Consider the following 16,496-nt stretch of genomic DNA (forward strand, 5'->3'; position numbering starts at 1 on the left):
CGCAGAGCGCAAGCCATCGGCCCGTAGCGACGTGCCGACTGAAATCCTCATGTTGCGCCGGAATGACCGCTTCAATTGCACACCTGCACATTGCCGACGCCGGGTTGGAGGCCCCCGCCGCCGTGGTATTCGATATGACAGCCGCGCAAGAGCGGCTTGCAGCCGGTATTATCGCAAACGGTCTGGCCGCGGCCACCGTCCTCGGACCTCGCGCTCGCCTGCGGGCGCGGAATTGACGCAGACGGCACCGACGGCTCGCGCTGCGGACGGTAGGCGCGTTCGCGTTCGCGCCGTGACGGACGTTCGTCGGTATCACGCTTGGCCACCGGCTTCTTCTCGCGCCGCTTCTCGCATTCATTGTCGTCGTTGAGGAACGAGCCCTCGGCGCAAACGATCCTGGTGCAACGATCGCCGTCGGCCTTGTAGCCATGCTCGCAGGCCAGCGGGCACACCCGGGACTGCTTCAGCTTGACGGCATTGAGCGTGTCGAGGCTCGCGGTCTTGGCATCGAGCCTGGTGCCGGCGTAGCGGTTGAACAGCGTCAGCGAGCGCTGCGAAGCCGCGTTCCACTCGCCATCGGCGTTACCGGTCAGACAGCCGACGCGGCGCAACTCGGTCTGCACCGATTTGGTGACGTCGACCTGTGGCGATCCGGTGGTCAGCGCAGCCACTGTCGTGGTCTTGTCAGCAGGCGTGGCAGCCACTGCCGGCGCAGCCGCAGGCGGATTGGCCGCGGCCTGATCGGCGGCAGTCTTGGCCGCGGTGGCGCGGTCCGCGAGCGCGGCTTCCGCGGCCAGCCGCTTCTGCTCGGCGGCGGCGGCCTGATCCTGGGCGATCTGCTTGGCCTGTTCGGCGGCAAGGCGAGCCTCCTCGGCAGCCTTCGCCTCGGCCTCGGCCTTCGCTTGCTGCGTCGTCTGCGCCCCCGCGGCGACCAGCCGCGCGCGCTCCTGTTCGGCAAGCCGTGCCTTCTCGGTGGCGGCGACGCGAGCGTCCTCTGTCGAGAACTTCTCGATCTGCAGCTTGGCGAGGTTCGCATAGTAGCCGCTGGGATATTGCGCGAGGAAGGCGTTCATCGCGCTCTTGTTACCGATCTGCAGCGCGAGTTCGTAGTCGCGACGGGCTTCGGATTGCGGAGTGGACGCCGGCGCGACCGGTGCGGCGGCAACCGGTGGCGGCGCAGGCTTGGCGGACGCCGGAACCAGGGGAACGTCTTCGCCGCCGAGCGAGCCATAGACGAACGGCTCCTGCCGGTTGTTGGTGGTCTTCAGCACCTCGTCGCGGACATAACCGAATGCACGGCGGACATCGAGACCCGGCGTCGGCAGATACTTCGACAGGGCGATGGTGAAGGGGCTGTTCTTGCCGTCGCCATCGGCTGCGGTCGAGCCCGCCTTCGCTGAATAGGCGATCAGGACATTCGGACTGGTCGGCTCGACCTTGGCGAGCCCCTGCCCGATCGCCCGCGTTGCCAGCGTCCGCTTCATGCTCTTGGCAAACGGGTTGTCGCGGCAGGCATCGAGGATCACCAGCCGCAATCTCTTGACCGGCTCGATCGCAACCAGGATGCGGTCGAGCGAAAGCCCCTCGTCGTAGATGTCGGTGTCGCGGTCCAGCTTGGCATCGACCGGGATCAGGTAATTGGCGCCGTCCACCTCGATGCCATGGCCGGCGTAATAGACCACGGCGATATCGGCATCACGAACGCGGTCGGCGAACTCGCGCGGCGCGCGGCGGGTTTCAACGGCCGGCAGATCGCGGCGGAAGTCGACAAAATCGAAGCCCGCATTCTTCAGCGTCGCGGCGATGACCGTGGCATCGTTGACCGGGTTCGCCAGCGGCGCGGTGTTCCTGTAGGCGGAATTCCCGAGCACCAGCGCCACGCGCTTCTCGGCGAAAGCCGGCTGGCACACGAGCAGCAGAAAGGCAGCGACAGCGAGAGCCAATCGATGCAATTTCAAGAACCCGGGCCTATTCATGGTGACACTTCCAGGACTTTTCCAGGAATTGGCATTTCTAACACACCGATCCGACTACCAGAAGCAACTGCCGGCCTTTGTGAGGCACCTCACGATCCACGCCGGTGTGGATCGTGCCGTCCTGACTGTTAGTCGGCAAAACCGACGGTCGGTTCGGATTTTGCCGGGCCGCCATTTCGTGCACGATCCGGCAGCAGCAGGGCACGGAGGACGCGATGCGAGGCTCGAACAAGAAGGTTCCATTTACCCGATCCGCGACGATCGGCGCGGCCCGAAAGGTCGCAACTCTCGCCCTCCTCGCCGGATGCGTCGCCGGCTGCGACATGGTCGATGCCGTGTTCGACGGCTTCAAACATGCCAAGGCGGTGGAAGCCGATCTGGAGCCGACCGCCGGGGTCAAGCCTGCGGTCGGCTTCAACTGGCACAACGGGCGGCTCACATCGGTGACGGTCACGTTCCCGGTGCTGCTGGAGGATAAGCCGCTGCGCGAACTCGCCGAGGCGGCGCGGACCGCGGTCGGAAAGGAATTCAAGCAGCGGGCAGACGATGTCGTGCTGGCGTTCTCCCTTGGGCCCAGCGCCACCGGCACGGCGCAGGCCGACCAGCCTTAGACCATTAACTGACCAGGCGCGGATTTATTCCTCGCCGCGCGTGACGTGCTCCTGGTACTGCGGCAGGTTGTCCGAGATCGCGTACCACGGCGCCTTGGAGCCGACGAAGATATGCGCAGTCGGCCGGATCGCCGGCGCATCGCGCAACGTTCCCATCGTGACATGGACGTAGGCACCGTCGCGCACGAGGGAATAAAGCAATGACCCGCATCGCGCACAATGCGCGTCGTGGGCCGCAGCGTCACCGTAGATCATCAGGCCGTCCGCGCCGTCGACGACGGTAAATTTCTCCCGTGCGATTCCCGCGAACGGCTTGAACGCCGCGCCGGTGGTGCGACGGCAATTCGAGCAGTGGCAATTGAGCGCATAGACAAATGCGTCGGCGACCTCGTAACGCACGGCACGGCACAAGCATTCGCCGGCAAGAATGCGTGGGTTCGGATTTGTCGATGCAATCACGGCTCACCCCTCACGCGGATTTTTCGCACTGGGCATGGCGCTGTCAGGCGGTTCATGGCTAAATCCTATCAGAGCGAAATCCTGCCGGGAGGACCAACCGATGAGCCATGATCGATCCAGCGTCGAAAACGTCGTGCAAACCTATTTTGACGGCCTTTTCGAGGGCGACGCGGACAAGCTGGCCGCGGCCTTCCATCCGAGTGCCGATCTGCGCTGGGTGGAGAAAGGCGAATTGAAGGTCCTCACCATGCCTGACTGGCTCACTTGGGTCCGCAAGCGGCCGTCGGGGAAGGCGGAAGGCAAACCGCGCGAGGACTTCATCGTCACCATCGACCGCTCCGACGACCAGACCGCCTTCATCAAGGTGCGCTGCCAGCTGCCGCCGCGCTATTTCACCGACTATCTGGTGGCAATGAAGCTCGCGGACGGCTGGCAGATCGTCTCGAAATCCTATCGCTACGACCTGCGCGATTGATCGACGGTGCCTGGGCCGCCGCTTCCGGGACTTCCGGCCGACGGCTTTGTGACATGATCGGGCGGGCCGGCGATGGCCGGACCGCATTGACTGGCGCTGCTTTCCGGGCGAATTGAGCCCCATCATGGAAGCTACGTTTCAGATCTTTCTCATCCTGCTCGGCGTGCTGGCGGGAACCGCCTTGGTGGCACGCCGGACCGGTATTGCGCCAGCGATCCTGCTGCTGCTCGTCGGCATCGTGCTTGCCTTCGTGCCGGGCGTGCCATCGCTGGAACTGCCGCCGGAGCTCGTGCTGTTGGTCGTGCTGCCGCCGCTGATCTATTCGGCGAGCGTCGCGATGAGCTGGCGCGAATTCAAGGCCAACCTGCGGCCGATCATCCTGCTGTCGGTCGGCTGTGTGATCTTCACCGCCTTCATGGTTGCAGCCGCGACCCACTATCTGATCGGCCTGCCCTGGAACGTCGGCTTCCTGCTTGGCGCCATCGTCGCCCCGCCCGATGTGGTCGCGCCGCTTGCGATCGCGCGCAAGCTCGGGATGCCGCGCCGCATCCTGGTGGTGCTCGAGGGCGAAGGCCTCGCCAATGACGCGACTGCGCTGATCCTCTACCGCTTTGCGGTGGTGGCGATCTCGACCGGGCTGTTTTCGTTGCCGAAGGCGACCGGCACCTTTTTTGTCATCGTTGCCAGCGAGATCGCGTTCGGCACGGCCGTCGGCTGGCTCAGCCTGCGCGCACGCCGTCGCGCCCGCGATCCCCAGGTCGAGATCACGCTGTCGCTGATCACCCCTTATCTCGCCTACTGGATCCCCGAGCATTTCGGTGGCAGCGGCGTGATCGCAACGGTGGCCTGCGGGCTCTATATGAGCTGGAACGGCCCGCTGCTGATCTCGGCCGCGACCCGCCTGCAGGGCATCTTCTTCTGGGACTTGGTCATCTTCCTGATCGAGGGCCTGTTGTTCCTGCTGACCGGCTTCCAGATGCGCTCGCTGTTCGAGAAATCGAAGGCGTTCCCGCTGCACGACATCCTCGCCGCCACTGCGCTGGTCGCCGCGATCGTGATCGTTGCGCGCTTCCTCTGGGTGTTCCCCGGCACCTATCTGCCGCGCTGGATCTTCAGGCATCTGCGCGACCGCGACCCGCTGCCGTCCTGGCGCGCGGTATTCGTGGTGGCCTTCACCGGCGTCCGCGGCGCGGTCTCGCTCGCCGCGGCGCTCGCTTTGCCCCTCACGCTGCCGAGCGGCGATCCCTTTCCCTATCGCGACCTGATCCTGTTCGTCGCCTTCGGCGTGATCTTCGTGACGCTGGTCGGGCTCGGCCTCGGTCTGCCGCCGGTGGTGCGCTGGCTCGGCATCGCCAAGGACGGGCGCAGCGAGTACGTCGCCGAGCATGAACAGGAAATCACAGCGCGGCGCGAAGCGCTGGATGCCGCGCTGAAATCGCTCGACGCCATCACCGACGACCGCGAACTGTCCGACGAGGTGATCAAGCTGTTGCGCTCGCGGCACGAGATCCGCTCCAACCAGTTGCCCGACTCGCTCGATCCCGACAAGCACGACGCCTCGGCAGCCGGCACCGAGCTGACCCGCGAGCTCATTGCCTCCGAACGCAAGTTCATCCATGCGCTGCTGCGCGACGGCAAGATCACCGACGAAACGCGGCGCCGGATCGAGCGCGACCTCGATCTGGAGGAAGCGAGCCTGAGCAATCGAGAGTATCGGACGACTCCGCTGTAGTCCCGTCGTCCCGGGCAAGCGAAGCGCGACCCGGGACCCATAACCACCGCAGCAAGTTTGGCGAAGGTTGGGGCCACAGCGAATTCCAGCAATTCCCCGGTGGTTATGGGTGCCTGCTTTCGCAGGGACGACGGCGGTGATTACTCCGCCGCGGCGTTCTGTCCGGGACCGCCGACAAATCCCGCGGCATCGCCGAACCGTTCGATCATGACCGCGGTCAAATCCTTCGCTTTGCTGGTCACGCAGGCGCCGGAGCGCACGGTGTAGCGGTCCTGGTGCTTGACGTGCGGCGGCGCTTCGCCCTTTTGCAGCGCGCGGGCGGCCTCCATCACCAGCTTGCGGAAATGCATGATGCCGAGATCGGTCGGGCCGAGATGCTCGCGGGTGCGGTCGGCGATCGGGCCCTGGCTGTCCTGCACCGCGGCGTCCTGTTCGGACACGCCCTTGATGCCGGTGTAGCTCTTGGTCCGCTGCAGCTTGCGGTCGATCAGATAGTCGTTCGCCCGGTTGCGCAGCGGCACGTAGTTCTCGTCAACCACCGCCATCACACCGTTGCCATTGGCGTAGCCGTCGCGCTCGGCCTCGGTCAGCGGACGGTCCGGATTCCACGCATAGGTGTAAATCCAGCAACCGGAGTCGGTGACCGGCACGAAGGTCTGGCCGAACATGTTCTCGCCCGGCATCGAGCTCGGCGCGTAGCTATGGAACGGCATCAGGAACTGGGCAATGCGCCAGTAGATATTGTCGGATCCGGTCAGCCGCCCGCCCGCGACGGTGAGGCCGGCCTCGTGCGGATTGATCTTGATCACCGGGCGCGGATCCTCGGCGATCCAGCGCATGTGATCGGTCGCGACCCGCGTCAGCGGATTGACGAAATGCCGCTTGATGTCGAGGATCTCGTTCTCCTCCTTCTCGAAGGAGAGGTGCGCGAAGGTGAAATGCGCGGTGTCGATCGAGCCTTCCACCGCCTGCACCCAGTTGCAGTCCTGCCACTTCTTGGTGACGAAGCGGTGCGAGGCCGGCAACAGCGCCATCTCCAGCGCCGGCAGTTCCGGCATCGCCTCGGCCGGGCCCATATAGGCCCAGATCATCTCGCCCCATTCGCGCACCGGATAGGACTTGATGCGGATCAGGTCCTTGGCGTTGAGGTCCGGGTACGACGTCGGCATGTCGACGCAGCGGCCGTCGGTGTCGAACTTCCAGCCGTGATAGACGCAGCGGACGCCGCATTCCTCATTGCGGCCGAGCCACAGATTGGCGCCGCGATGCGGGCAGTATTGATCGATGACGCCGACCACGCCGCGGGTGTCGCGGAAGGCCAGCAATTCCTCGCCGAGGACTGTGATCTTCTTCGGATCGCTGTCCGGTTCGGGCAGTTCTTCCGACAGCAGCACCGGAATCCAGAACCGGCGCAGCAAGTCGCCCATTCCCGTTCCCGAACCCGATTCAGTGAGGAATTTATTGTCTTCGGCGCGAAGCATGGACGACCTCCCGATTTTCTTGTTTCAGTCCGATGGGTATCGCTTCGCTCCACCCATCCTACGCAGATTCCTCACACCGGCCGCTCCCCCTTCACCGTCACGCGCGTGCCGGAGCGGGTATGCGGCCAGTAGTCCCACATCGCGCGGTGCTGGGCGCAGCGGTTGTCCCAGAATGCGATCGCATTCTCGGTCCAGCGGAAGCGGCACTGGAACAGCGGATTCTCGGCGTGCTGGTAGAGATAGGCCAGCATCGCGTCGCTCTCGTCGCGCGGCACGCCAATGATGAAGCGCGTGAAGCCGCGGTTGACGTAGAGCGCCTTCTTGCCCGTCACCGGATGCGTGCGCACGATCGGATGTTCCGCGCGGGGATATTCTCGTTTGTCGGCGACGCCGAAGTTGGCATAGAGCCCGCGATAGGTCTGTTCGCCGTCGTGCAGCGCGGTGAGCCCGTCGAGATAGGCCTTCATGCGGTCCGACAGCGCCTCATAGGCGGCGTACATGTTGGCGAACAGCGTGTCGCCGCCGCGCGGCGGGCACTGCTTGATGTAGAGGATCGAGCCCATCGGCGGCTCGAGGTCGCAGGACACGTCGGTGTGCCAGCCTTCGCCATTGGCGCGCGGGGAATCCTTGTCGGCATAGATCTTCATCAGCGCCGGATCGCCCTCGTTCGGCGCCGCCGGATGCACATGCAACTCACCGAACTTGCGGCCAAAGGCGAGATGCTGGTCGGAGCTGATGTGCTGGTCGCGGAAGAAGATGACGAGGTTTTCGGCCAGCGCGCGATGGATCTCGTCCATCTGGCGGTTGGAGCGCGCATCGTCGGAGACCAGTTTTGCGATATCGACGCCGGATATCTCTGCGCCGATCATCGGGGTCAGTTTTTCGACGCCGATGGTCTCGTAGGGTTCGGATTCGTCCGCGGCATGGCGATAGCGCGGGCCCTGCTTGCCGGACGGTGAGCTCATGGGCGTACTCCCGATATTCATTTCTGATTGTTGGTCATGGTAACGACCCGGATCGAGAGCGCAACGGCGCCTTTACCGAAACTCCAACCGATTGACACACTACTAAAGCTGCAGTAATGTTTGTCCGTAGAAGGAGCGGTATTATGGGCAAATACAGCCGATTGGGCGAATTCCTGCGGGCGCAGCGAAATCTGGAGATACCGATGACCTTCGGAGAAATTGAGCGCGTCATCGGAGGCAAGCTGCCGCCAAACTCTCCGCAATATCCGGCGTGGTGGAGCAACAATCCGACAAACAACGTCATGACCAAGGTGTGGCTTGCAGCGGGATTCCGCACCGAACAGGTGGATACCAAGGCTGGAAAATTGGTGTTTCGGCGCGTGGAACAGAACTCGTCTGCAACGACCTCCCCTCCGCGGGTAAAGAAGAGCGGACGTCACCCGTTATTCGGAGCGCTAAAAGGAACGGTTCGAATTGCGCCAGGGACTGATTTGACGAAGCCAGCGGACCCGGACTGGGGCAAAGCTTATGAGTAAGCAGACCCCTCTCCTGCTCGATACGCACGCGGCGATCTGGATCGCTGAAGACCAGCGGATTGCAGCTGAAGCGACGGAGGCCATCGAGGCCGCCTATCGGACGGATGGGACCATCCTTGTCTCGGCTATCACAGCTTGGGAGATTGGCATGCTCGTCGCGCGCAATCGCGTGGGCCTTTCCACGCGCCCGGAGCGCTGGTTTCAGCGACTGCTTACGGTTGAGGGAGTGCAGCTCGCCGATCTCTCGCCAGATATCTTGATCGCGTCGTCGTTCTTGCCGGGCGAGCCGCCGCGAGACCCGGCGGATCGTATCATCCTTGCGACGGCACGCGAGTTCGGCGCAACGTTGATTACCCGTGACCGCCTCATGTTGAAATATGGAGAGGACGGGCAGGTCAGCACCATCGCGTGCTGACGCCCATCGCAAGTTCTTACTCCGCGGCGCCCGCCGTCTCCGGCACCTTGGCGCCCGCGCCATACTTCTGGTCGATATAGTCGATCACCAGCGCCTTGAAATCAGTGGCGATGCCGGGACCGCGCAGGGTGCGGAACTTCTTGCCGTCGACGAACACGGGAGCTGCCGGTGCTTCGCCGGTGCCGGGCAGCGAGATGCCGATATTGGCGTGCTTGGATTCGCCGGGGCCGTTGACGATGCAGCCCATCACGGCAACGTTGAGCTCCTCGACACCCGGATATTTGGTCTTCCAGGCCGGCATCTCCTCGCGGATGAAATCCTGGATCGAACGCGCCAGCTCCTGGAACGTCGTCGAGGTGGTGCGGCCGCAGCCCGGGCAGGCCGCAACCAGCGGCACGAAGGTGCGGAAGCCCATGGTCTGCAGCAATTCCTGCGCGACCTGGACTTCGAGCGTGCGATCGCCGCCGGGCTCCGGCGTCAGCGAGATACGGATGGTGTCGCCGATGCCCTGCTGCAGCAGGATGCCCAGCGCCGCCGAGGAGGCGACGATGCCCTTCGAGCCCATGCCGGCCTCGGTGAGGCCGAGATGGATCGCGTAATCCGAGCGGCGCGCCAGCTCCTGATAGACCGCGATCAGGTCCTGCACGGCTGATACCTTCGCCGACAGGATCATCTTGTTCTTGGGCATGCCGAGCTCTTGGGCACGGGCGGCCGACAGCAGCGCCGACTGCACCATGGCCTCGCGGGTCACGGCGCGGGCATCGCGCGGGTTCGGTGACGCGGTGTTCTCGTCCATCAGCTTGGTCAACAGTTCCTGGTCGAGCGAGCCCCAATTGGCGCCGATGCGGACCGGCTTGTCGTTCTTGTTGGCGATCTCGATGATGTCGGCGAACTGCGTGTCGCGCTTGTTCTTGAAGCCGACATTGCCGGGATTGATGCGGTATTTGTCCAGCGCCTCGGCGCAGGCCGGATAATCTGCGAGCAGCTTGTGGCCGATGTAATGGAAGTCGCCGATCAGCGGCGTGGTGAGGCCCATCTTGCGCAAGCCGTCGCGGATGTGCGGTACCGCGGCTGCGGCTTCCTCGCGGTCGACGGTGATGCGCACCAACTCGGAGCCGGCGCGGCTGAGCGCCGCGACCTGGGCAATGGTGCCCTCGATATCGGCGGTGTCGGTGTTGGTCATCGACTGCACGACGATCGGCGCGCCGCCGCCGACGGCGACGTTGCCGACCATGACTTGCGTGGTGTGGTGCCGCGGCGCGGGACCGGCGACGTCGCTCTCGGACAAAATCTCGGGCTTGTTCATGGCCTCTCGAATATCAGGTTTTGGTGACATTCACCAAGGGGGCGATAAGCGGCGCGAATGCGCGGCCGAGCGGTCGTGTTCCGGTGTGAATTCAACAGCTTATGACGCCGATTGGGGTCGAAAGCAAGCCATGCAGCGGCGTCCTGCATGGTCAGCTATATTGGACCTAAAGTGGGTGATTCAAAGAGCAAAGTCGCAGCTTTTCATGCAATCCGGAGTACCTTAGCCTTGGTTCAAACACGGTCGGGAGAGGCCCATGGCGACACCGAGCGAGCTGATCACCACGGCGGAACTCGCCGATATCCTCACCCGGCCGGATTTGCGCCTGTTCGACTGCACGGCCTATCTGGAGCCGGCGCCCACGGGCAGCGGCGTACCCTATGTCGTCGTCTCCGGCCGCCAGACCTTCGAGGCCGGGCACATCCCCGGCGCGAACTTCCTCGATCTGCAGGCTGAGTTCTCCGATTCCCGGACCGAACTTCGCTTCATGATGCCCCCGGTCGCGCAGCTCGAAGCCGCGTTCAGCCGTCACGGCATCTCGCCTGCCAGCCGCGTGGTGCTCTATTCGATCGGCACCGCTATGTGGGCGACGCGGTTCTGGTGGATGCTGCATTCGTTGGGCTTTGAGGGCGCCGCGGTGCTCGACGGCGGCATCGACAAATGGACCGCCGAGGGCCGCGATATCGAGACTGGGCTCGCCGGCCACTATCCGCCCGCGACGTTCGCGGCGCGCCCGAAGGACAGCCTGTTCGTCGGCAAGCAAGATGTGCTCGCGGCAACCGCCGATCGCAACACCGTCATCGTTAACGCGCTCGGCCCCCAATTCTACCAGGGCCTCGAGCCGAGCCGCTATGGCCGGCCCGGCCGCATCCCCGGCAGCGTCAGCGTGCCGGCGGCCGCCCTGATCGATCCCAAAAGCAAGACCTTCGTGGCGCTGGCGGACGCTGAACGAACCTTCGCCGCGCAGGGCATCACAAAAGACAAGCGCGTCGTTGCCTATTGCGGCGGCGGCATCTCCGCGACGATCGATCTGTTCCAGCTGCACCGGCTCGGTTACGGCGACCTCACGCTCTACGACGGCTCGATGGGCGAATGGGCCAAGGATATGTTGCTGCCGATCGAGACGGGTTAGCGGGCACGACCCTCCCCTTACGTCGTCCCGGCGAAGGCCGGACCCATACTCCGCGGCAGGCGTTGCTCACCTCGCCCTCACGCCGGAACGTTCGGATCCGGCGTTACCTTCGGATCGGGCTTGTTGACGAGATAGAGCCCGGCGATCACGAGCAGGGCGGCGACGCCGAACACCGGGGTCAGCGTGTCGTGCATGACGAAATAGGCGGCCGCCACGCCGAACAGCGGCGTGATGAAGGTGAAGGCCGAGAGCTTGCTCGCGGAATAGACCTTCACCATCGCAAACCAGATCACGAAGGTGCAGCCGACCACCCAGATCGCCTGATAGGCCAGCAGCGAGACCGACAGCGCGCTCGGCCAATGCGTGATGCGCTCGCCTGCGATCCACGAGGCGAAGCCGAGGATCGGGATCGATACCGCGACCTGGTAGCCGAGCGCCTTTTCAGGCGCAGCCCGGCGCAGATTGGTGCCCTTGGCGACCAACGTGGTCGCGGCCCACAGCGCGCCGCCGCCGACCACCAGGAGATCGCCGAGCAGCACCCTGGCATCGACATTCGGCTGCGGCACGCCGATTGCGAGCGCGACGCCGGCAAAACTCAGCGCCAGCCCGCCCCACTGCATCCTGCTCAATCGCTCGCCGAGGAACTGGTGCGAGCCGAGGGCTACGAAGAACGGCGCGGTGTAGAGGAACACCGACGCGCGCGACGCCGAGGTCAGGACCAGCCCCGAGAAGATCAGCACGAACTCGGAGCCGAACATCAGCCCGGCGACGAGACCGGGCAGCAAGGTGCCGTCGCGCACGAAGAACTTTGCGCCACGCAGGTGACCCACATCAGCATCACCGGCAAGGCGCCGGCGGAGCGGATCATCGCCTGCAGCATCGGCGGCACATCGGGCAGTGCGAGCTTCACCGCGAGCTGGTTGAAACCCCAGCTCACGCACAGCATCAGCATCAAGGCGATGGCGCCGGGCGGCAGCCCTTGTCCGACGCTGACGGGCGTTACGGCGTTGCTGGAGATCGCTTGGGTGGACATGTTTCCTCGCGGCCGGCTTGGTCGCCGTGTTGTTGTGGTTCACCGCGTCATTGCGAGCGGAGCGAAGCAATCCATGTCTCAGCGAGCGGCCAGATGGATTGCTTCGCTCCGCTCGCAATGACGGGGATGCAGTCTTGTATCGGGTCGCGCCACATCATTTCTGGCAATGCGCGCAGGTGCCGGCGATCTCGACGACGGAGAGTTTTGGCAGGAAGCCCGAGGCCCGCGCCGCCGCGGTCAGGCTTTGCGCGACCGGCGCTGCCGGGATCTCGCCGACGGAGCCGCAATGATCGCAGATCAGGAACGCCACCATCGACGTCTCGTCGTGGTCATGCGCGCAGGCGAGGAAGGAATTGCGGCTCTCGATGCGGTGGACGAGGCCGTTCTCCATCAGGAAGTCGAGCGCGCGGTAGACGGTAATCGGCGCCGGCCGCGGCATCGACTTGGCCAGTTCGTCGATCACCTCATAGGCGCCGAGCGGGCGGTGGCTGGACAACAGCGCCTGCAGCACCTGACGCCTGATCGGGGTGAATTTCTGCCCCCGGCGCGTGCAAACCTGCTCGGCATGCGTCATCGCGTCCGCGGCGCAGCGGCCGTGATCGTGGTCGGGAGCAGGAAATGTCGGCTTGGCCAGGTTCATGTGCCCGGTTTGTAGCATTTTTATACCGGTTCCCAAAGCCCTCCGGCGGTCCTGCCTCAAGCCATGTGCGCAATGCGGGGCAGCCTCCCGTAAACCCGCCATCAAGAAACCATAAGCAAGCTTATTATATCCCAAGCTTATGGAGGCAGGCCCCTATGCGCGGTTCCGTGGACGCGGACTTTCTGTTTACGCTCGGCGAGGTGTTCCGGCTGATCCGCGTCTACGCCGACAAGGAGGCCGCCCGTTACGGCATTACCCGCGCGCAATGGGGCGTGCTGGCCAAGGTCGAACGCAACGAAGGCATGAAGCAGACCGAGCTCGCCGAGCTGCTCGAGATGCAGCCGATCACGCTGACCCGGCTGATCGACAAGCTCTGCGACGCCGGCTGGATCGAGCGTCGCAGCGACGAGACCGACCGCCGCGTCAACCGGCTTTACCTGAAGAAGGCCGCGCGCCCGCTGCTCGGCAAGCTGGCCGGCCTCCGTTCCGAACTTACCGCGGCGGCGCTCGAGGGCATCAGTCCCACTGATGCGCATCGCCTGCTCACCCAACTGGAATCGATCAAGGAAAACGTTCGCAATGCCATCCAAAGCCCAGCCGGCGAGCCCTCCCGAAAAGAGCAGCGCTATGGCTGAACCCGTCCTCAAGCTCGCGCCCGAACAGAAGGCCAATCCGGGGTCGCCGACGCCGCCGGAGAAGGTCGATGCCGCGCCGCGCCGCAGCCTGATGGGCGGCCTGCGCCGCTATCGTCGTACCCTGTTGCTGGTCGTGCTGCCGATCGTGGCTGCGATCGGCGGCCTCGTGTTCTATCTCAATGGCGGCCGTTATGTCGGCACCGACGATGCCTATGTCGGTGCGCAGAAGGTGCTGATCACGCCGGAGATCTCCGGCAAGATCGACAAGATCGTCGTGAAGGAAGGACAGCACGTCAAGCAAGGCGACGTGATGTTCGAGATCGATCCGGTGCCCTTCCGGCTGGCGGTCGACCAGGCCAAGGCGGCGCTCGACCAGACCAGGACCACCTATGACAATCTGGTCGCCAACATCAAGATCAACACCAAGATGCTCGAATACGCGGAGCAGAGCGTCGAGCTGAAGCAGCGCGACGTCGAGCGCAAGACGACGCTCGCCAAGCAGAATTTCGGCTCGCAGCTCGACCTCGACAACGCGGCGAACGCGCAGGTCACGGCCGCGAGCCTGGCGCAGTACATCAAGCAGCAGGTCTCCAATGCCAAGACGCAATTGCTTGGCGATGTCGACCTGCCGATCGAGCAGTTCCCGCCCTACGCCCAGGCCAAGGCGAAGCTCGACGACGCGAAACGCAACCTCGAGCACACCACGCTGCGCGCGCCGATGGACGGGGTTGCAACCCAGGTCGACCAGATCCAGCTCGGCCGCTTCGTCGCCGCGGGTTCGCCGGTGTTTTCCGTCATCGACGTCGAGCACCCCTGGGTCGACGCCAACCCGAAGGAAAGCGACTTCACCTATGTCGCAGTCGGCCAGCCGGTCGAGCTCGACGTCGACGCATTCCCGAACCATGCATTCAAGGGCACGATCGGCTCGCTGTCGCCCGGCACCGGCGCGCAGTTCGCGATCCTGCCGCCGCAGAACGCCACCGGCAACTTCGTCAAGGTCGTGCAGCGCGTGCCGGTCCGCATCTATTTCGATCCGGACGACAAGTTCGTCTCGAAGCTGAAGGCGGGCATGAGCGTCTATGTGACGATCGACACCAACCACCGCCGCTCGCTGGCCGGCCTGCTCGGTCTGGCACCCGCGGCGGCGCATGAGGATTGAAGACGGGATCTCGATATGTGGGCGCCTGCTTCACATACTCCGCTGTCATCGCCCGGCCTTGTGCGCAATTGCGCACTGGGACCGGGCGACCCAGTACGCCGCGGCCTTGCGGTTCACGGCATGGCCTCTGCAATACTGGGTCCCCGCATTCGCGGGGACGACAGCCGCGAAATGTGATTGCGCCGGCCGTACGCGGGAGAAGCGATCTCCCGCGCTTGTAAACCAACAGGACTGAACTGAATGAACGCACCGTCACCGTCCGCCGTCCCCGGCCTGCGCCGGAACATGGTGACGATCTGCGCCATGACGGCGACGATCATGCAGGCGCTGGACACCACGATCGCCAACGTCGCGCTGCCCTATATGCAGGGCACGCTGTCGGCCTCGCAGGACCAGATCAACTGGGTGCTGACCTCCTACATCGTCGCGGCCGCGATCATGACCGCGCCGGTGGGCTGGATTGCCAACCGCTTCGGGCGAAAGCGCATCTTCATCATTTGCTCGGCCGGCTTCACCATCGCCTCGGTGATGTGCGGCCTGGCGCAGGACATCACCCAGATGGTGCTGTTCCGCCTGCTGCAGGGCGTGTTCGGCGCGGCGCTGGTGCCGCTGTCGCAGGCCGTGATGCTCGACTCCTACGCCCTGCATGAACGCGCCAAGGCGATGTCGATCTGGGGCATGGGCGTGATGATGGGCCCGATCATGGGTCCCTCGCTCGGCGCCTGGCTGACCGAGACCTATTCCTGGCACTGGGTGTTCTTCGTCAATTTGCCGTTCGGCGCCTTCACCGTGCTCGGCCTCGCCGTTTTCATGGACGAGACCAAGCAGAACCTCGAGCTGCGCTTCGACTGGTTCGGTTTCGGCGCGCTCGCGATCGCGATCGGCGCGCTGCAGCTCGCGCTCGACCGCGGCGAGCAGCTCGGCTGGCTGGAATCCAACGAGATCCTGATCGAGTTCATCGTCTCGGCGGTGGGCTTCTACTTCTTCTTTGCGCATTCGCTGACGGCGGAGAGGCCGTTCATCCAGTTCTCGCTGTTCCGGGACAAGAATTTCCTCGGCGGCTGCGTGTTCATGACAGTCATGGGCCTCGTGCTGTATTCGACCATGGCGCTGTCCTCGCCGTATTTGCAGAACGTGGTCGGCTATCCGATCATCACCGCGGGCCTGCTGCTGGCAACCCGCGGCGCCGGCACCTTCGTCGCGATGATGCTGGTCGGCCGCCTGATGCGCTACATCGAAGCGCGCACGCTGATCATCACCGGCCTGTCGCTGACCGCGGCCTCACTGTTCCAGATGACCGGCTGGACCGACATGACCCAGTCGAGCGAGATTATCGTCGTCAGCGTCGTTCAGGGCTTCGGCTTCGGCCTCGTCTTCGTGCCGCTGTCGACGGTGGCGTTCCTGACGCTGCCGAACCAGCTGCGCACTGACGGCACCTCGATGCTGACGCTGCTGCGCAACGTCGCGAGCTCGGTCGGCATCTCGGTCGTGATCGCGCAACTCACCGAAGGCGGGCGGCGCATCTATTCAAAGCTGTCGGAACACATCAACCCGTTCAACCACGCGCTGCAGATGCCTGATGTCGCCGGCATGATCAATCTCAACACCGATGGCGGCCGCGCGCTCGCCGACAGGATGGTGGCGGCGCAGTCGCAGATCATCGCGTTCTCGCACGACTACCAGCTGGTGATGGTGTTCATCCTGGTCTCGATCCCGCTCGCCATCATGATCGGCTCGACCAAGGCCGCGCTGCGCAAGCAGTCCGCTCCGTCCGACCATGCCGCGGTGATGGATTAGGATTTCGGCAAGCTTCCGCGTCCCGGTCACACCGCTCGGCGTCCTTTTCGGTGTCATCGCCCGCCACCGGATCGCACGAATGCGCGCCCGATGACGGGCTCCGGCGGGCGATCCAGTACGCCACAGCCTATCGGCTCAAGCACG

Annotated in this window: 15 protein-coding genes and 1 pseudogene; 9 read left to right on the top strand and 7 right to left on the bottom strand. The window is 64.5% G+C overall.

Features of this window, described 5'->3' with window-relative positions; translation table 11 throughout:
* Positions 1–71: 71 nt before the first annotated feature.
* Positions 72–1,976, bottom strand: a complete 1,905-nt coding sequence (locus ACP2YO_RS47280; RefSeq protein WP_426437970.1) for a caspase family protein — start codon at positions 1,974–1,976, stop codon at positions 72–74.
* Positions 1,977–2,191: 215 nt separating this feature from the next.
* Between ACP2YO_RS47280 and ACP2YO_RS47285 the strand changes: the two genes are divergently transcribed.
* Positions 2,192–2,587 (top strand): hypothetical protein, encoded by a 396-nt coding sequence (locus ACP2YO_RS47285; protein WP_426437971.1) that lies wholly within the window; start codon positions 2,192–2,194, stop codon positions 2,585–2,587.
* A gap of 24 nt (positions 2,588–2,611) precedes the next feature.
* On the opposite strand, the gene ACP2YO_RS47290 is transcribed toward ACP2YO_RS47285, so the two are convergent.
* Complete coding sequence (locus tag ACP2YO_RS47290) at positions 2,612–3,046, bottom strand: GFA family protein (RefSeq protein ID WP_426437972.1); 435 nt, start codon at positions 3,044–3,046, stop codon at positions 2,612–2,614.
* A 100-nt stretch (positions 3,047–3,146) separates the two neighbouring features.
* On the opposite strand from ACP2YO_RS47290, the gene ACP2YO_RS47295 reads away from it, so the two are divergent.
* Together ACP2YO_RS47295 and ACP2YO_RS47300 are read left to right on the top strand one after the other, a co-directional pair.
* The gene (locus ACP2YO_RS47295) at positions 3,147–3,521 is read left to right on the top strand and encodes a nuclear transport factor 2 family protein (RefSeq protein WP_426437973.1); all 375 of its coding nucleotides are present in this window, start codon (positions 3,147–3,149) and stop codon (positions 3,519–3,521) included.
* A 124-nt stretch (positions 3,522–3,645) separates the two neighbouring features.
* Positions 3,646–5,253, top strand: coding sequence for a Na+/H+ antiporter (locus tag ACP2YO_RS47300; protein ID WP_426437974.1), 1,608 nt, complete (start codon positions 3,646–3,648; stop codon positions 5,251–5,253).
* Positions 5,254–5,393: 140 nt separating this feature from the next.
* On the opposite strand, the gene ACP2YO_RS47305 is transcribed toward ACP2YO_RS47300, so the two are convergent.
* Together ACP2YO_RS47305 and ACP2YO_RS47310 are read right to left on the bottom strand one after the other, a co-directional pair.
* Positions 5,394–6,734, bottom strand: a complete 1,341-nt coding sequence (locus ACP2YO_RS47305; protein ID WP_426437975.1) for a Rieske 2Fe-2S domain-containing protein — start codon at positions 6,732–6,734, stop codon at positions 5,394–5,396.
* Between the two features lie 71 nt (positions 6,735–6,805).
* Entirely contained in the window at positions 6,806–7,699 is an 894-nt protein-coding gene (locus tag ACP2YO_RS47310; RefSeq protein WP_426437976.1) for a TauD/TfdA dioxygenase family protein, read from the bottom strand.
* A 143-nt stretch (positions 7,700–7,842) separates the two neighbouring features.
* Between ACP2YO_RS47310 and ACP2YO_RS47315 the strand changes: the two genes are divergently transcribed.
* Positions 7,843–8,235: a DUF7662 domain-containing protein gene (locus ACP2YO_RS47315; RefSeq protein WP_426437977.1), complete on the top strand. Its 393-nt coding sequence runs from the start codon at positions 7,843–7,845 to the stop codon at positions 8,233–8,235.
* Positions 8,228–8,650, top strand: coding sequence for a type II toxin-antitoxin system VapC family toxin (locus ACP2YO_RS47320; RefSeq protein WP_426437978.1), 423 nt, complete (start codon positions 8,228–8,230; stop codon positions 8,648–8,650). The genes ACP2YO_RS47315 and ACP2YO_RS47320 overlap by 8 nt, the downstream gene beginning before the upstream one ends.
* Before the next feature lie 16 nt (positions 8,651–8,666).
* Here ACP2YO_RS47320 and ispG read toward each other — a convergent pair whose 3' ends face one another.
* Positions 8,667–9,956 carry a flavodoxin-dependent (E)-4-hydroxy-3-methylbut-2-enyl-diphosphate synthase gene (ispG, locus tag ACP2YO_RS47325; protein ID WP_426437979.1) on the bottom strand — a complete coding sequence of 430 codons (1,290 nt, stop codon included), beginning with the start codon at positions 9,954–9,956 and terminating at the stop codon, positions 8,667–8,669.
* 256 nt (positions 9,957–10,212) lie between these two features.
* Here ispG and ACP2YO_RS47330 point away from each other — a divergent pair, with 256 nt between their 5' ends.
* A complete protein-coding gene (locus ACP2YO_RS47330) occupies positions 10,213–11,088 on the top strand; it encodes a sulfurtransferase (protein ID WP_426437980.1) in 876 nt (291 codons plus the stop codon).
* A gap of 77 nt (positions 11,089–11,165) precedes the next feature.
* Here ACP2YO_RS47330 and ACP2YO_RS47335 read toward each other — a convergent pair.
* Positions 11,166–12,121: pseudogene (locus ACP2YO_RS47335) on the bottom strand (DMT family transporter).
* 154 nt (positions 12,122–12,275) lie between these two features.
* Positions 12,276–12,761, bottom strand: coding sequence for a Fur family transcriptional regulator (locus ACP2YO_RS47340; protein ID WP_426437981.1), 486 nt, complete (start codon positions 12,759–12,761; stop codon positions 12,276–12,278).
* 155 nt (positions 12,762–12,916) lie between these two features.
* Between ACP2YO_RS47340 and ACP2YO_RS47345 the strand changes: the two genes are divergently transcribed.
* The 3 genes from ACP2YO_RS47345 (at position 12,917) to ACP2YO_RS47355 (ending at position 16,352) form a co-directional block, all read left to right on the top strand.
* Positions 12,917–13,396, top strand: a complete 480-nt coding sequence (locus tag ACP2YO_RS47345; protein WP_426437982.1) for a MarR family winged helix-turn-helix transcriptional regulator — start codon at positions 12,917–12,919, stop codon at positions 13,394–13,396.
* Positions 13,389–14,555 carry an HlyD family secretion protein gene (locus ACP2YO_RS47350; protein WP_426437983.1) on the top strand — a complete coding sequence of 389 codons (1,167 nt, stop codon included), beginning with the start codon at positions 13,389–13,391 and terminating at the stop codon, positions 14,553–14,555. The genes ACP2YO_RS47345 and ACP2YO_RS47350 overlap by 8 nt, the downstream gene beginning before the upstream one ends.
* A gap of 240 nt (positions 14,556–14,795) precedes the next feature.
* The gene (locus ACP2YO_RS47355; protein ID WP_426437984.1) at positions 14,796–16,352 is read left to right on the top strand and encodes a DHA2 family efflux MFS transporter permease subunit; all 1,557 of its coding nucleotides are present in this window, start codon (positions 14,796–14,798) and stop codon (positions 16,350–16,352) included.
* Positions 16,353–16,496 lie beyond the last annotated feature (144 nt).

Origin of the sequence: Bradyrhizobium genosp. P (assembly GCF_049949265.1) — a bacterium.
In the GTDB taxonomy this organism is placed as follows: Bacteria; Pseudomonadota; Alphaproteobacteria; order Rhizobiales; family Xanthobacteraceae; genus Bradyrhizobium.

Bases quoted from the DNA above. Each gene is read 5' to 3' on its own strand.
- ACP2YO_RS47280 (WP_426437970.1), bottom strand. From the start codon at position 1,976: ATGAATAGGCCCGGGTTCTTGAAATTGCATCGATTGGCTCTCGCTGTC.
- ACP2YO_RS47285 (WP_426437971.1), top strand. From the start codon at position 2,192: ATGCGAGGCTCGAACAAGAAGGTTCCATTTACCCGATCCGCGACGATC.
- ACP2YO_RS47295 (WP_426437973.1), top strand. From the start codon at position 3,147: ATGAGCCATGATCGATCCAGCGTCGAAAACGTCGTGCAAACCTATTTT.
- ACP2YO_RS47300 (WP_426437974.1), top strand. From the start codon at position 3,646: ATGGAAGCTACGTTTCAGATCTTTCTCATCCTGCTCGGCGTGCTGGCG.
- ACP2YO_RS47305 (WP_426437975.1), bottom strand. From the start codon at position 6,734: ATGCTTCGCGCCGAAGACAATAAATTCCTCACTGAATCGGGTTCGGGA.
- ACP2YO_RS47310 (WP_426437976.1), bottom strand. From the start codon at position 7,699: ATGAGCTCACCGTCCGGCAAGCAGGGCCCGCGCTATCGCCATGCCGCG.
- ACP2YO_RS47315 (WP_426437977.1), top strand. From the start codon at position 7,843: ATGGGCAAATACAGCCGATTGGGCGAATTCCTGCGGGCGCAGCGAAAT.
- ACP2YO_RS47320 (WP_426437978.1), top strand. From the start codon at position 8,228: ATGAGTAAGCAGACCCCTCTCCTGCTCGATACGCACGCGGCGATCTGG.
- ispG (WP_426437979.1), bottom strand. From the start codon at position 9,956: ATGAACAAGCCCGAGATTTTGTCCGAGAGCGACGTCGCCGGTCCCGCG.
- ACP2YO_RS47330 (WP_426437980.1), top strand. From the start codon at position 10,213: ATGGCGACACCGAGCGAGCTGATCACCACGGCGGAACTCGCCGATATC.
- ACP2YO_RS47340 (WP_426437981.1), bottom strand. From the start codon at position 12,761: ATGAACCTGGCCAAGCCGACATTTCCTGCTCCCGACCACGATCACGGC.
- ACP2YO_RS47345 (WP_426437982.1), top strand. From the start codon at position 12,917: ATGCGCGGTTCCGTGGACGCGGACTTTCTGTTTACGCTCGGCGAGGTG.
- ACP2YO_RS47350 (WP_426437983.1), top strand. From the start codon at position 13,389: ATGGCTGAACCCGTCCTCAAGCTCGCGCCCGAACAGAAGGCCAATCCG.
- ACP2YO_RS47355 (WP_426437984.1), top strand. From the start codon at position 14,796: ATGAACGCACCGTCACCGTCCGCCGTCCCCGGCCTGCGCCGGAACATG.